This is a genomic window from Streptomyces vietnamensis, from assembly GCF_000830005.1.
Taxonomy (GTDB): Bacteria; Actinomycetota; Actinomycetes; order Streptomycetales; family Streptomycetaceae; genus Streptomyces; species Streptomyces vietnamensis.
Window position 1 is genome coordinate 7,970,295 of sequence record NZ_CP010407.1, and the last position, 14,643, is coordinate 7,984,937.

The following is a 14,643-nucleotide window of genomic DNA, read 5'->3' on the forward strand; positions in this document are numbered from 1 at the left end:
GTTCCGGGGCGACCCCGCTGCCCTCAGTCCGGTAACGAGGCGTAGCGGGGGGCTCCGGTGTACCAGGCGTGGAGGCCGGAGAGGAATCCGCACGCTCCCCGGAGCCAGGTCTCCAGCTCGGCCCGTTCCTCGCGGTCGAGGCCGTCCCGGCGCACGAGCAGCGGCAGTTCGCTCCGTCTGAGGTGCTCGAAGTCCCGCAGGCGGGCGTTCACCAGGTTCAGCGCGGCGGGCACGGCGTCGCGGAGGGAGATCCCCAGGGACGTTCCGACGACCAGAACCAGATTGTTGACGTCCTTCTCCTCGTGCACCTCCCTTTCATAGGACGCGATGTCGTTCGCGAGACCCATGAAATCCATGAAGGCGTCGAGCAGGGCGCGGACGGTCCGCGTGTGCCGTATCTGTTCGGGTATGCGGGCGCCGGTCGCCAATTCGACGGAATAGGGGGCCGTATAGGCGGCGAAACTCTCCCGTCGGAACGGGGCGTAATCGATCAGATGGGGAATGCGGCCGCTGCGGCTGTTGACCAGTTCCTCGACCCCCGCGTCGATGTACCGCGCCAGGGCCCGGTTGAATTCCGTCCGCCAGTGCGCAAGGCGCGGCGGGAAGAGCTGCTGCTGCAGATCGGCTATTCCCCGCTCGACGGCGTTCGTCGGTTCGGGCAGCCGGGCGCCGCGCTCGGGCCGCAGGAAGGCGTGCAGCCGGGTGGTGAAGGCCCGTGCTCCGGCGAGGTCGCCGGTCTGCTTGAACGCGGAGGCGAAGTAGTCGTCCCAGGCCAGGGCCCAGATGTTGAACCGGTGGTTGAGCCGGAGGTCGGCGAGCGAGGCGTCGGGCAGGGTCCAGGCGGTCAGCTGGTCGACGGTCATGGCGTGGAACGTGGAGCGGCTCCAGATCGCGGGACGGGCCGACGGCCCCCGGTAGCCGTCCAGCATGCCCATGGCGCGCGCCCAGGACTCGCTCTCCTCGTGCAGCGCCGGCAGATGCGGGTTCACCCGCAGCGCGTAGGGCATCCACAGCAGGGGGACTTCGACGGCACGCACGGTCATGGGGACCGACCTCCTTCTGTCCTCGGCCCTCATCGGTACGCCGCGCGGCCGGGCGCTGCCCGGCCTGCGGCTCTCCAAACCTGCCCGCCAGGGACGACCGGAAACCGACAACTGTCCACCGTCGGCGATCAGTTCGGGGTCACTCGTGGAACGGAACGATCCTTCTGTTGCCACGACCGCTGCCGAGACCGCTGCCACGGCCGTTGCCGCGGAGGACCGTGTTACAGCGGCTGATCGGGCCAGTCGAGGAGGCGGGCGCCGATGACGGCCGTCTGGAGGGTGTAGCGCTGGACGGGATCGGCCGGGTCGGCGCCGGTCAGACGGTGGATGCGGTCCAGGCGGTAGGTCATGGCCCGCACGCTGAGGCTGAGGCTGCGGGCCGCCTGGGCGGTGACGCAGCCGGTGTCGAAGTACGCCGTGAGCGTGTCGAGGAGGGGCTTCGCGCCGCCGCGGGCCTGCCGGAGCGGGCCGAGCACGGTGCGGACGAGCTCGGCCATGGCCTGCCGGTCGCGGGTGAGGACGGGGTAGACGAGCAGGTCGGCGGCGTGCAGGACCGGCTCGTTCAGGTTCATGCGGGCCGCGAGGGCGAGGGCGTTGAGGGCCTCCTCGTAGGAGTGGACGACGCCGCCCGCGCCCGGGTGCGCGCGGCCGATGGCCACCTGGCCGCCGTCGGTCGCCGCGTACGCCTGCTTGGCGAAGTGGGTGAGCACCTCGGGCTCGTCGCCCGGCGCGACGCAGATCAGCCGTCCGTCCTTGGTGGTGAGCAGGATGCGGCGGTTGCCGAAGCGGGCGACGAGCGAGGACTCGACGGTACGGGTGACCGCGGAGCCGTCGCTGTACGGTTCCGGGCCCTGGGCGACGGCCACGGCGTGGGCGTGGGACAGGAGCAGTCCGAAGCGCTCGGCCCGCTCCGCCAGGCGGCCGAGGTCGCTCCGGCCGTAGAGCAGGTCGTCGATGAACTCGCGGCGCGCCGCCTCCTCCTGGCGCATCGCCAGGTACTGGGCCCGCTCGTGCCCCTCGGCGAAGGCGTCCACGGCCTGCTCGACGGCGCTCAGGAGGTGGTCGGCGACGGCCGGCGGCAGGCCGGGGCGCACCCGCTGGGCGGCGGAGAGGTGGGCCCGGACGAGGGCCCGCAGTCCGATGCCGGCCTCCGCGGCCCGCTCGCCGAGCGCACCCAGGGCTTCGCGTTCCTCCCGGCTGAGTCTTCGACGGGTCGCGCACACCCCCGCCAGGATCTCGGCGTACCCCTCCAGGTACTCCTCGGCCGACTCCCGCTCCGACACGGTTCCTCCCCCGTTCCTGACGCGTCCCTGACGAGTTCTTGACGCGCGGTGATCAAGGGTGACATGCCCGTGGCCGGGGTGGGGAACCGGCATCGAGGAGGCGTCCAACACTGCCGGATCACGGCAGTGCGAAGCGGGTGATCATGCCTCAGGATCACAGGGGGTCCGGTGCCGGCAAACGGGGGAGTTGGCGGCACCGGACCCGTAGCCACCACGGTACAAGCAGCGGGGCGGTCGGGGGGCCGGAATCGACCAGGACGGCCCGGCCGACGCGTGCCGCGCGCACCGGAACGCCGCCGGAGCCGGCGGAGGAAGCGAGAGACGGCATGGCCAAGCCCGTGCACGCGGCGATCGGCGAGAAGCCGATCCGCTGCCAGGTGTGCGACAACGACACCTTCCGCGAGCGGGAGGTGAAGCTGAACAGCACGGGGATGGAGTTCTTCAACATGGCCTGGGCGAACGAGTCGGCGACCGGTCTGATCTGCTGGTCGTGCGGCTACGTCCACCTCTTCGTCAACCGGGACGTCAGGCTCTACCGGATACGCGGGTGACCCCGGCCCCGGGGGAGCGCGGCGCCCGGAACGCGCCGATCCAGACGCCGGTGACGCCGCTCACGTAGCGGGCGCCGCAACGGTCCGAGGGGACGACGAGCTGCGCACCGGGACCGTCGAGCCACTCCCCGTCCATCCGGGTCGCGAGCAGGACGGGGGCGGCGCCGAAGTCGGAGTCGATCTCCGCCCAGGAGAGCAGCGCGTGATGCCCGTCGTCGCCGGTCACGGAGAGCAGGAAACGGGACCGCTCCTTGCGGCGGGCCGGATCGAACCCCGGACGCGTCGCCGCCACGACGTCGCGCAGCAGCGGGCCCTCGAAGGCGTGCCGCCGGGGACCGGCCGTCGCGCAGTCGAAGACGACCTCGGCCCGGTGCTGGGCCCAGTCCCTGCGCAGATCCGCGACGGTCAGGGTGGCCGGGAGGGCCACCTCTCCCCAGACGGCGAAGGCTCCGGTACGGCGACTCATCGTCAATCTCCCTCGGGCGGTCGGTGCGGCGACTGCGCCCAGTGATACCCGACCGCGCGGAGCGGGAACCATGACTGCCCGGTGAATCGGCCCTGCGTCCGTGCAATTGTGAGCTTGCTACGAGACATCGGGATGCATCTTCCGGTTCATTCACCAACGTCCGGCGTCGCCCGGCGGCCGAGTGCCGCCTCCCGGTCCGTCCGGCTCAGGTGGTGAAGGAGCCGTGCCGTCCCGCCCCGGACGCGAAGCGTGCGGCGCCCGAGAGGGTCTCGCCGGCCGACAGCGGCACCATGCCGTGCCGCAGTTCGACCGCCAGGGCCTCGGGCTCGGGCAGCCCGTGCTGCTCCCGTACGGACAGGCGGTCGTGGCGCAGGCACAGCTGGGGGAACGCGGCGATCTCCCGGGCGAGTTCCTCCGCCGCGGCCCGGGCCCGGCCCTTCGGCACGAGACGGTTGGCGAGCCCGATCTCGTACGCCTCCGCGGCCGCGACCGGCCGGCCGGTCAGGATCAGGTCCATGGCGCGGCTCTCGCCGATGAGCCGCGGCAGCCGGACCGTTCCGCCGTCGATCAGGGGCACTCCCCACCGGCGGCAGAACACCCCGAGGACCGCGTCCTCCTCGACGACGCGCAGGTCGCACCAGAGGGCCAGTTCGAGGCCGCCGGCCACGGCATGGCCGGTGACGGCCGCGATGACCGGTTTGGTCAGGCGCAGCCGGGTCGGCCCCATCGGGCCGTCGCCGTCGGGCGCCACCCGGTTCCCGCGCTCGGTGCCGACGGCCTTGAGGTCGGCGCCCGCGCAGAACGTGCCGCCCTCGCCCCACAGCACCGCGACCGAGGCCTCCTCGTCGGCCTCGAACGCGCGGAACGCGTCGGCGAGTCGGGCGGCCGTCGGTCCGTCGACGGCGTTGCGCGCGGCGGGCCGCGACAGGACCACCGTGGTCACGGGCCCGGAGCGCTCGACGCGGACGGCGTCCTGGTCCGCCGGTGTCGCTGCTGCATCGGTCATGGGGGCATTCTCACGTGACCGCCGTCCGGGGACCAGGGCGGAGACCGCTCAGCCGGACGGCGGGGTGAGGACGACGAAGTCGGCGTTCGACGGATCCAGGCAGACGGCGAGCCGGCCCACCCCCTCCATGTCCTGCGGCCCCATCTGCACCCCGCCCCCGATCGCGGTGATCTTGGCGAGGGTGGCGTCGCAGTCCTCGACGTCGAAGACGGGGTGCCAGTACGGCCGCCCGTTCGCGAGGGTGAGGGCGTCGGCGGGCACCTGCATGAGACCGCCGTGCATGCGCTCCTGGGGGAGTCCCGCGGGGGTGACGAGGGTGTACGTGCCCGCATCGCCCGGCAGGTCCATGTCGGCGAACTGCCAGCCGAGGACCTCGCCGTAGAACTCCTTCGCGGCCGCCGCGTCGCTCGTGTACAGCTCGGTCCAGCTCAGCGATCCGGGCGCGTCCACGAGCTCGAAGCCCTTGGTGTCGCCGGCCTGCCAGACGGCGAACTGTCCCCCCAGCGGGTCGCTGTACTGGGCCATCCGGCCCTCATCGCCGAAGCTCCTCGGCTCCACCCGTACGGTGCCGCCCGCGCGCTCCACCGCCCGGGTCGTGGCGTCCGCGTCGGTGACGGCGTAGTAGATCATCCAGGCCGAGCGGGCGCCCTGCTCGGTCAGCCTGCCGAGCCCGGCGACGATCTTCCCGTCCTTCCGGAACATCCCGCCCTCCGCGTCCCGGCCCTCGCCCATGGACTCGTACTCCCAGCCGAACGCGCCGCCGTAGAAGGCGGCGGCGGCCGGTACGTCGGGGGCGCCGAGGTCGAGCCAACAGGGGGCGCCCGGCACGAAGGCGGTGGTGAGCATGACGGTTCCCTTTCGCGGTCCTGTACGGATCAGCCTCGCACCGGGCACCGCTTCCCGCCCGTCGGTGACGCGGCCGTCCGCCTTTTCATCCGCCGTACATGGAACCGCGGATCCATTCCGCATACTGTCGTGCACATGGCAGCAGGAATCCTCACTGCGCGCCGCCACGTCGACCAAGGGCACCTGGCGAGCGCCCTCTGTACGGTCGCCCCGGCGCGCTGAACGCGCCCCTCCCCCCACGGGATCCCCACCTGGCGCCCCCGCCCGACTCCCGTCTCTTCCCCTTCCCACGACGGCCCGACCGCACGTTCCCGTGCGTCCGGCCGCTGTGCCCCCCTGTGCTGTCGCACCCAGAGGAATGGACATCATGAGCGAGAACCGACGCCCGCAGGTCAGCCGCCGCGGCTTCCTCGGCGGCGCCGCCGCCGTCGCGGCCGCGACCGCCGTACCCGCCCTCGCGCAGGTCGCCGGAGCCGGCCCCGCCGCTGCCGCCGGCCGGCCGAACATCCTGCTGATCGTCACCGACGACCAGCCCAAGCACACCGAATGGGCGCTGCCCAAGACCGTCGCCTGGCTCGCCGACCAGGGCGTGAAGTTCACCAACGGCCACGTCACCACCCCGCTCTGCGCTCCCTCGCGCTCCAGCGTGTTCTCCGGCCGTCACGCCCACAACCACGGCGTGCGCAACAACAAGGCCTCGTACGCGCTCGACCAGAGCACCACCCTGCAGAAGTACCTCAAGCAGGCGGGCTACCGCACCGGCCTGTTCGGCAAGTACCTCAACTCCTGGACCCTGGCGGACAATCCGCCGCACTTCGAGGATTTCGCCCTCCTCCAGCCCGCGTACGTCGACGCCCAGTGGAACGTCAACGGCACCGTCCAGACGATCAACGGCTACACCACGACCATCGTCAAGAACCGCACCCTGAACTTCCTGGACAAGGCCGCCACCGACACCCGGCCCTGGTTCGCGTACGTCACCCCGTACGCCTCCCACGGCCCCCGCACCCCCGAGGCGAAGTACGCGGACACCGTCGTCCCGGACTGGAACGGCCGCCCCTCGGTCCCCGAGAACGACCGCAGCGACAAGCCGGCGTACATCAAGAACGCCACCGGCACCCTCGCCGACGGCCGGACCATCCGCGCCGAGCAGCTGCGCACCCTGCTCTCCGTCGACGACGCCGTACAGGCCTTCAAGGACAAGCTCCAGGCCCTGGGCCAGCTCGACAACACCCTCGTCATCTACATCGGCGACAACGGCTTCAGCTGGGGCGACCACGGCTGGACGGCCAAGTCGGTGCCCTACCGGCCGGCGCACGAGGTGCCGTTCTACCTCTCGTGGCCGGCCGGCGGGCTGGGCGCGGGAACCGTGGACAACCGCATCGTCGCGAACATCGACATCGCGCCGACCATCCTCGACGCCGCCGGCATCACCCCGGCCGCACCGCAGGACGGCCGGTCCCTGCTCTCCGGCTACAGCCGCGACCACCTCCTGGTGGAGTGGTGGAAGCAGGGCACGACCACCGGCGGTGCGCCCACCTGGTCCTCGTACGTGGCCAAGGACAAGCAGTACACGGAGTACTACGACCTGACGACCGACGTGAACGGCACGGTGTCCGGCACCGGCCAGGTGAAGTTCCGCGAGTACTACGACCTGGTCGACGACCCGTACCAGCTGGCCAACAAGCTCTACCAGGCCACACCGGCCGACGAGCAGGCCCTCGGCATCCCCGCCCTGGCCGCGCAGCTCGCCGCCGACCGCGTGGCCTGAGCCGCATCACCGCACCACCGGCCGGCCCCGTGCCGCGACGCACGGGGCCGGCCGCCCACCCTTCCGATTCCGCCGGAGTCGTCATGCCCGAATGCTGCACCCCAGGCCGCGCCCACCATGCCGTCCTGACCCTCGCCCCGCCCCTCCCGCCGGCCCGCCCCTCCCGGATCGCCCGGCAGCTGCTCGCCCTGCCCGGAGGACGCTTCCTCATGGGCACCGACGACCCGGAGGGCTTCCCCGCGGACGCCGAGGGACCGGTCCGCGAGGTGGCCGTGGAGCCCTTCCGCATCGCGGCCACGACGGTGACGAACGCGCAGTTCGCCACCTTCGTCAAAGCCACCGGACACGTCACCGACGCCGAGCGCTTCGGCTTCTCCTTCGTCTTCGGGGCCTTCCTCGCCGACGAGGTCGCCGCGGTCTCCGCGTCCGTGGCGGCCGTCCCGTGGTGGCGGGCGGTGGAGGGGGCCGGCTGGCGCCACCCCGAGGGCCCCGGCTCCCACGTCACCGACCGGCAGAACCACCCCGTCGTCCATGTGTCCTGGCACGACGCCCAGGCCTACTGCCGCTGGTCCGGCACCCGCCTGCCCACCGAGGCCGAGTGGGAGTACGCGGCCCGCGGCGGCCTGGAGCAGCGCCGGTACCCGTGGGGCGACGAACTCACGTCCGGCGGCCGCCCGCTGTGCAACATCTGGCAGGGCGACTTCCCGGACCTGCCCACCGGAGGCGGGCACGCGGGCACGGCCCCCGTGAAGTCCTTCCGGCCCAACGGCTTCGGCCTCTACAACACGGTCGGCAACGTCTGGGAGTGGAGCGCGGACCCGTTCACCCCCGGCGACGGGACCGCGCGGGCGATGCGCGGCGGCTCGTACCTGTGCCACGACTCCTACTGCAACCGGTACCGGGTGGCCGCCCGCAGCTCCAACACGCCCGACAGCTCGACCGGCAACATCGGCTTCCGGGTGGCCGCCGACCCCCAGTAGCGCCGTCCGGGGCGGACCGGCTCAACCGGACCGGTCGAGCAGCAGGTCCCGTACGCAGCCGCGCAGCCAGGCGTGCGCCGGGTCGGCGTCGTGCCGCGGATGCCAGGCCAGGCCGACCTGCAGGAGCGGCAGGTCGAGGGGGACCTCGAAGGTGACCAGGCCGAGGGCGTCGGCCAGCGAGCGGCTCCGCGCGCCGATCAGGCCGACGAGATCGGTGTCGCGGAGGAGGAACAGCGACGCCGGGTACGTGCCGACGCTCGCGACGACCCGCCGCCGCAGCCCGTGCTCGGCCAGCGCGGCGTCGATGGGGCCGTGCAGCCGTCCCCGGCGCGAGACGACCAGATGGTCCGCGTCCGCCGCGAACCGCCGCCGCGTCAGCCGCCCCCGGAGGAGCGGATGCCCCGCCCGGACGACCGCGAGCATGCGGTCGTCCAGGACGTGTTCGGTGTGCACCTCGGGATGGACGGTGTCGATGACACCGATCTCCAGGTCGGCGACGCCCTCCCGCAGCGTCGGCGCGTCGATGTGACTCTCGTTCAGGAACCGCAGCCGCACTTGCGGGGCCTCGCGCCCGGCACGCTCGAGCAGTGCGGGGCCGAGCAGCGCGGGGTGGGAGTCCTGGCCGAGCACCGTGAACGTGCGCGCGACGGTACGGAGATCGGTGGGGCCCGACGCCGCGAACAGCGCCCTGGCCCGCTCCACCACCGCCCCGACCTCGGCCCGTACGGACAGCGCGTACGGCGTCGGCACCATCGCGCGCCCGGCGCGCACCAGGATCGGATCGCCGAGCGCCTTGCGGATCCGGCCCAGGGTGCGGCTGGTGGCCGGCTCGGACAGGTGCAGCCGCCGGGCCGCTCCCCGCACGCTCTGCTCCTCGAGAAGGACGTCGAGGGCGAGCAGAAGATTGAGGTCGAGACCGCCGGCCTCCACGGATTGCGTCATACGCACTCACTCCTTGCGAAAGATGCACTGGAAGTAATCCACGGGCCGAGCCTACGGTGGGCGCACATCCCCTCACCACGACGCTCCCCGGAGGAGCCATGTCCTCGCCTGCCCTCTCGCCGCCTTCCTCCACCCCGGCCGACGCCCCGGTGGACTCCCCGCCGAGCCCGCTCAAGCGGTCGACCCTGCTCGCCCTGTGCGCCTGCGTCCTCGTCGCACAGAGCATGGTCGCCGCCATCAACCTCCTCATCCCCCAACTCGCCGCCTCCTCCCTCCATCCGTCCGCCACCGAACTCCTCTGGACGGTGGACGCGTACGTCATCGTCTTCGCCGGACTGCTCATCCCCGTCGGAGCCCTGGGCGACCGCCGGGGCCGCAAGGGCGTGCTGCTCGCCGGACTCGCGCTGTTCGCCGCCGGAGCGGCACTCAGCGCCCTGGCCGCCTCGCCCGCGCTGCTGATCGCCGGCCGCGGGGTGTCCGGCGCCGGAGCCGCCTGCATCACGCCCGCGACCATGTCGATCCTCGTCCAGCTCGCCGGACCGGAACACCGGGCCAGGGCCCTCGCCTCCTGGACCCTCGCCATCGGCCTGGGCGGCCTCGCGGGCAACGCCGGCGGGGGAGCGGTCGGGCAGTTCCTGTCCTGGCGCGCCCTGTTCTGGCTGATGGTCCCCCTGGCCGTACTCCTCGCCTGGGCCGTCGCGGTCGCCGTGCCGCGCACCGATCGCTCCCCGCACGGCCGCCCCGACCCGCGCGGCACCCTGCTGCTCGTCGCGGCCCTGGTCGCCCTCCTCGCGGGCATCATCGAAGGCCCGACGTACGGCTGGACCTCACCCCGCATCCTCGTCCTCTTCGCCGTGGGCGCGGCCCTGACCGGCCTGTTCACCTGGTACGCGCTCCGCTCGCCGGCCGCCCTGTTCGACCCGCGGGTCTTCCGCTCCCGGCGGCTGCGCGCCGCCGTCCTGGGCACGGCCACCGGCTTCTTCGGCCTCTTCTCGCTCTTCTACGCCAACTCGCAGTACCTGCAGTACGTCAAGGGGTACGGCCCCGCCGTCACCGGCCTCGCCATCGTCCCGCTCACGATCGGCATGGCCCTCTTCCCCAAGGTCGCCACCCGCTGGCAGGCCGCCTCGGGACCGCGCCCCGCCGTCGCCACCGGACTCTTCCTGATCGGCGCCGGACTCCTGGGAGCCTCCACCGCCGACGCGGCCACACCGTACGCGCTGTACGCCTGCTGGCTGCTCGTCATCTCGGCGGGAACAGGCCTGTGCATGCCGGCCCTGACGGTCGGCGTCGTCTCCGCCCTCCCCGCGCACCAGGCCGGCCTCGGTTCGGGCCTCGGCACCTCGGCGAGGGAGATCGGCGCCGCCCTCGGCGTGGCCGTCACCGGCACCGTACTCGCCGTCCACGCCGCCGACGCCCGTGCGGGCTCCTTCGCCGACGCGATGAGCCCGGCGCTGCGCACGGTGGGCGCGGTCGTCCTGGTCGCCACGGTCCTGGTCACCGTCGGCTACCGGACCGGGTCCGGCGGGGCCGCCGCCACCCGCTGAGGGGCCCGCCCCACGCGCGTGCGTGTGTGTGGGCCGGATGGCGCAGGCGGCGCGCGGCGCAGCCCGTACCGCGAGACGGTGGCCGGATCCTGGGACAGGACGGCCCAGGGCCTGTCCGACCCTGATCCGTCGGACAGGCCCTAGTGGCCGACGAGGGTCCGGACGGCCGGTCGTCCGGTCGGATCCGGACCGCGGCCACCGTCCGCCGTCCGTCGTTCCCGGTCCCGTAACCGAGGAGGTAGCGCATGCCCCGATGTGTCCCCGCCGCGTTCGCCGGCCGGATTTCCACGAGCTCCGTCCGCGGCCGCACCGGACCCCGCCCGAGGCGCCGATGGCGCACGGCGGCCCTCGGAGCGGTCGTGGCGGGCGCCGTCCTGAGCGGCGCGGCGACGGCGCCGGTCACGGCCGCCCCGTACGACACCGGTCACGGAGATCCGGCGCTGCGGAAGGCCCTCGCCGACCTGGTGGCGGCGCCGGGCGGCCCGCCCGGCGCGATCGCGGTCCTGACCCGGGACGGCCTGCGGCAGGTCTACCGGGCCGGCACGGCCGAGGTGGGCACGGGACGCCCGCCCCGGCCCGACGACCACATGCGCATCGCCAGCGTGGCCAAGGCCTTCAGCGGCGCGGTCGCGCTGAGCCTCGTCGACCGGCGCGCCCTGGACCTGGACGACACGATCGGTCGCCGCCTGCCCCGACTTCCCTCCGACTGGCACGCGGTGACCCTCAGTCAACTCCTCCAGCACACCAGTGGACTTCCGGACTTCAGCAAGAGCAAGGCGTTCCAGGACATCGTCCGCGCCGACCCCCGCCACCACTTCGACTCCCGCCGCCTCCTCGACTTCGTGGCCGACCGGCCACTCGCCTTCGCGCCGGGCAGCCGGTACGCCTACTCCAACTCGGACAACATCGCGGTCGCCCTGATGGCCGAGCAGGCCACCGGCCGCCCGTACGAGTCGCTGCTTCGGCAGCTCGTGTACCGTCCGCTCGATCTGACGGAGACCAGCCTCCCCCAGGACTACCGGCTTCCCCGCCCCTTCCTGCACGGCTACTTCACCGCCCCCGGCGAGCAGCCGGAGGACGTGAGCGAGGCGGTCAGCGCCTCCGGCGCCTGGGCGTCGGGCGGCATCGTCTCCACCCCGGCCGACCTGAGCCGGTTCATCGGCGGCTACGCCGGACCGGAGCTGCTGACCCCCACCACCCGCCACGCCCAGCAGGACTTCCTCCCCGGCGGCGCCTCCGAACCGGCCGGTCCCGGCGCCAACGCGGCGGGCCTGGGCCTCTTCCGCTACACCACCCGCTGCGGCACGGTCCTCGGCCACACCGGCAACACCCCCGGCTACACGCAGTTCGCCGCGTCGACGCGGGACGGCCGACGCACGGTGACGGTCTCGGTCTCCAGCCAGGTCACGACGGACCCGGCCCTGCTGGCCCGACTGCGCGCGACCGAGGAGCAGTTCGTCTGCGCCCTGCTGAACGACCGGGGCCCGGGCTCCTGGGAGTTCCGGCCGTAGGGACGGGGGGACGGGCAGGCGCCGACCCCTTACGGGGCTACGGGTTTCCCCCGTAGCCTCACCTCCGCGTGCAAGTCGCCTGCCGGTCAATGAACGTTGACGGGCGCACCGGGTCCGGAGGTCGCCATGAGTTCCGCGCAGTACCTGCTCGACAACCGGCCGCCCTCCGTGGCGCACCTCTTCCTCTCACGGGTCGAGGCCACACCCGACCGGGAGGCCTACCGCTACCCCGTGGCGACCGGTGACGGCGCGTCCGGTGCGGAGGAGTGGCGTTCGCTGACCTGGGCCCGGACGGCCGAGCGCGTGACGGCGATCGCGGCCGGTCTGCTCGCCCTCGGGCTGCGGAGCGAGGAGCGGGTGGCCATCTCCTCCTCGACCCGGATGGAGTGGATCCTCGCCGATCTGGGGGTGATGTGCGCGGGCGCCGCCGCGACGGCCGTCTACCCGAGCACCAACGCCGACGAGACGGCGTACATCCTCTCCGACTCCGACAGCCGGGCCGTCTTCGTCGAGGACGCCGGACAACTGGCCAAGGTCGTCGAGCACGCGGACCGCCTGCCCGGGCTCCGCCACGCGATCCTCTTCGACCCGGAGTCCGACCCGGAGTCCGACCCAGAATCCGGCCCGGAGTCCGGCCCGGAGACGGACCCGCCCCGGGCCGAGGGGCTCGAGGTGCTGAGCCTCGCCGAACTGGAGGAGCGCGGCACGGCCTACCTCCAGGAGCACCCGGAAGCGATCGACACGACGGTCCGGGCCATCGAGCGGGAGCAGCTCGCCACCCTCATCTACACCTCCGGGACCACCGGCCGCCCCAAGGGCGTGCGCCTGGTGCACGACTGCTGGTCCTACCAGGGCGTCGTGCAGGAGGTCAGCGGCCTCCTCGAACCCGACGACGTGCAGTTCCTGTGGCTGCCGCTGTCCCACGTCTTCGGCAACGCCCTGATATCCGGTCAGGTGCGGACCGGACACGTGCTCGCGGTGGACGGGCGCGTCGACCGCATCGTCACCAACCTGCCCGTCGTCCGGCCCACCGTGATGGCCTCGGCGCCGAGGGTCTTCGAGAAGGTCTACAACGGCATCGCGGCGAGGGCGAGGGCCGAGGGCGGCGCGAAGTACAAGATCTTCCTGTGGGCGGCGAAGGTCGCCCGCGACTACGCCAGGACCGGGCAGGAGAGCATGGCGGCGACGGGGAGCCGCACGGTGCCCCTGTGGCTCGGCGTCCAGCACGCCCTCGCCGACAAGCTGGTCTACGGCAGGATCCGGGCGGCGTTCGGGGGCCGGCTCCGCGGCAGTGCCTCGGGCAGTGCCGCACTCGCCCCCGACATCGGCTACTTCTTCGCCGGCGCGGGCGTGCCCGTCCTGGAGGGCTACGGCCTGACCGAGACCAGCGCGGCCTGCACGGTCAACCCGGCCGACGACCACCGGGTGGGCACGGTCGGCAGGCCCCTGCCCGGCACCGAGGTCCGCATCGCCGAGGACGGGGAGATCCTCCTGCGGGGCCCGGGCGTCATGCGCGGCTACCACAACCTCCCGGAGAAGACCGCCGAGGTCCTGGAGAGCGACGGCTGGTTCCGTACCGGGGACATCGGCGAGATCGACGAGGAGGGCTTCGTCCGGATCACCGACCGCAAGAAGGACCTGTTCAAGACCTCGGGCGGCAAGTACGTGGCGCCCACGGAGATCGAGGGCCGGTTCAAGGCCGTCTGCCCGTTCGCGAGCAACATCCTGGTCATCGGCAACGGCCGCAACTACTGCACCGCCCTGATCGCACTCGACGAGAGCGTGATCATGCCCTGGGCGGCGTCGAACGGCCTCGGGGGCCGCACCTACGCGGAGGTCGTCTCCTCGCCGGAGGTGCACGCGCTGATCGACGGCTTCGTGCGGCGCGTCAACGACGACCTGCAGCGCTGGCAGACGATCAAGAAGTTCTCGGTCCTGCCGCGCGACCTCGACGTCGAACACGGCGAGCTGACCCCGAGCCTCAAGGTCAAGCGACCGGTCGTGGAGCGCGCGTACGCCGAACTCGTCGAGGCCATGTACGAAGGCACCCGCGAGGCCTGACCCCCGCCCCCGTTGGCCCGGGCGCTGTGACGGGGCCGTCCTCAGGGCGTTCGCCCGGGCGGTGAGCCCGGCCCCTCCTCAGGACTCCAGTACTTCCACGTGGTCGCCGATCGCGACGGCCAGGACCCGCGAGCCCGGTTCGGTGGTGCGCCAGCGGTGGCGGACGCCGCCGGACAGGAGCAGTGTGTCCCCGCGGCCGAGGCGGTGGACGCGGCCGTCGGCCTCCACCTCCACCGCGCCGTCCGCCACGTACAGCAGCTCGTCGTTGCGGTGCCGGAACTCGCGGTCCGCCTCGTGCGCGCCGACGAACTCGAGCGCGTGCAGCTGATGGCGGCCGCGCACCACCGGCCGGACGCGCGCCTCCCGGTCGAGGCCGCTGTCGTCGTCGGCCCGCACCACGTCGACCGTGCGGGTCTCGTCCGAGGCCGCGAGCAGCTGCACCGCCGTCGTCCCGAGGGCGTCCGCGATCCGCTGGAGCGAGCGCATGCTGGGGCGCGCCCGGTCGTTCTCGATCTGGCTGAGGAACGGGGAGGAGAGCCCGCTGCTCCGCGCCACCTCGGCGAGCGTCAGATCGAGCGCCCGTCGCCGGCGGCGCACGGCGGCACCCACCCGCGGTGTGTTCGTGGCCTCCATGGA

General features: G+C 73.0%; 13 protein-coding genes. 6 read left to right on the plus strand and 7 right to left on the minus strand.

Annotation, left to right across the window (positions count from 1 at the left end):
- Window positions 1-23: 23 nt before the first annotated feature.
- A complete protein-coding gene (locus SVTN_RS35545) occupies window positions 24-1,043 on the minus strand; it encodes a terpene synthase family protein (protein ID WP_041132771.1) in 1,020 nt (339 codons plus the stop codon).
- 221 nt (window positions 1,044-1,264) lie between these two features.
- Window positions 1,265-2,326 (minus strand): PucR family transcriptional regulator, encoded by a 1,062-nt coding sequence (locus SVTN_RS35550; protein WP_041132772.1) that lies wholly within the window; start codon window positions 2,324-2,326, stop codon window positions 1,265-1,267.
- 326 nt (window positions 2,327-2,652) lie between these two features.
- On the opposite strand from SVTN_RS35550, the gene SVTN_RS35555 reads away from it, so the two are divergent.
- Window positions 2,653-2,877: a hypothetical protein gene (locus tag SVTN_RS35555; RefSeq protein ID WP_041132773.1), complete on the plus strand. Its 225-nt coding sequence runs from the start codon at window positions 2,653-2,655 to the stop codon at window positions 2,875-2,877.
- Here the strand turns inward: SVTN_RS35555 and SVTN_RS35560 are convergent.
- From SVTN_RS35560 to SVTN_RS35570, 3 genes are all read right to left on the minus strand, one after another.
- Window positions 2,852-3,343 carry a molybdopterin-dependent oxidoreductase gene (locus SVTN_RS35560; RefSeq protein ID WP_052499493.1) on the minus strand — a complete coding sequence of 164 codons (492 nt, stop codon included), beginning with the start codon at window positions 3,341-3,343 and terminating at the stop codon, window positions 2,852-2,854. The genes SVTN_RS35555 and SVTN_RS35560 overlap by 26 nt on opposite strands.
- A gap of 205 nt (window positions 3,344-3,548) precedes the next feature.
- Window positions 3,549-4,349: a crotonase/enoyl-CoA hydratase family protein gene (locus SVTN_RS35565; protein ID WP_041132774.1), complete on the minus strand. Its 801-nt coding sequence runs from the start codon at window positions 4,347-4,349 to the stop codon at window positions 3,549-3,551.
- 48 nt (window positions 4,350-4,397) lie between these two features.
- Window positions 4,398-5,195 (minus strand): VOC family protein, encoded by a 798-nt coding sequence (locus tag SVTN_RS35570; RefSeq protein ID WP_041132775.1) that lies wholly within the window; start codon window positions 5,193-5,195, stop codon window positions 4,398-4,400.
- A 367-nt stretch (window positions 5,196-5,562) separates the two neighbouring features.
- On the opposite strand from SVTN_RS35570, the gene SVTN_RS35575 reads away from it, so the two are divergent.
- Window positions 5,563-6,966, plus strand: a complete 1,404-nt coding sequence (locus SVTN_RS35575; RefSeq protein WP_041134592.1) for a sulfatase family protein — start codon at window positions 5,563-5,565, stop codon at window positions 6,964-6,966.
- 83 nt (window positions 6,967-7,049) lie between these two features.
- Window positions 7,050-7,946, plus strand: coding sequence for a formylglycine-generating enzyme family protein (locus SVTN_RS35580; protein WP_041132776.1), 897 nt, complete (start codon window positions 7,050-7,052; stop codon window positions 7,944-7,946).
- A 21-nt stretch (window positions 7,947-7,967) separates the two neighbouring features.
- Here the strand turns inward: SVTN_RS35580 and SVTN_RS35585 are convergent, their stop codons facing one another.
- Complete coding sequence (locus SVTN_RS35585) at window positions 7,968-8,894, minus strand: LysR family transcriptional regulator (protein WP_425429033.1); 927 nt, start codon at window positions 8,892-8,894, stop codon at window positions 7,968-7,970.
- Between the two features lie 92 nt (window positions 8,895-8,986).
- Here SVTN_RS35585 and SVTN_RS35590 point away from each other — a divergent pair, with 92 nt between their 5' ends.
- The 3 genes from SVTN_RS35590 (at window position 8,987) to SVTN_RS35600 (ending at window position 14,007) form a co-directional block, all read left to right on the plus strand.
- Window positions 8,987-10,435 carry an MFS transporter gene (locus SVTN_RS35590; RefSeq protein ID WP_052499494.1) on the plus strand — a complete coding sequence of 483 codons (1,449 nt, stop codon included), beginning with the start codon at window positions 8,987-8,989 and terminating at the stop codon, window positions 10,433-10,435.
- Between the two features lie 245 nt (window positions 10,436-10,680).
- Window positions 10,681-11,946 (plus strand): serine hydrolase domain-containing protein, encoded by a 1,266-nt coding sequence (locus tag SVTN_RS35595; RefSeq protein ID WP_052499495.1) that lies wholly within the window; start codon window positions 10,681-10,683, stop codon window positions 11,944-11,946.
- 126 nt (window positions 11,947-12,072) lie between these two features.
- Window positions 12,073-14,007: an AMP-dependent synthetase/ligase gene (locus SVTN_RS35600; protein ID WP_041132778.1), complete on the plus strand. Its 1,935-nt coding sequence runs from the start codon at window positions 12,073-12,075 to the stop codon at window positions 14,005-14,007.
- A 78-nt stretch (window positions 14,008-14,085) separates the two neighbouring features.
- Here the strand turns inward: SVTN_RS35600 and SVTN_RS35605 are convergent, their stop codons facing one another.
- Window positions 14,086-14,640: a helix-turn-helix domain-containing protein gene (locus tag SVTN_RS35605; protein WP_041132779.1), complete on the minus strand. Its 555-nt coding sequence runs from the start codon at window positions 14,638-14,640 to the stop codon at window positions 14,086-14,088.
- Window positions 14,641-14,643: the final 3 nt, after the last annotated feature.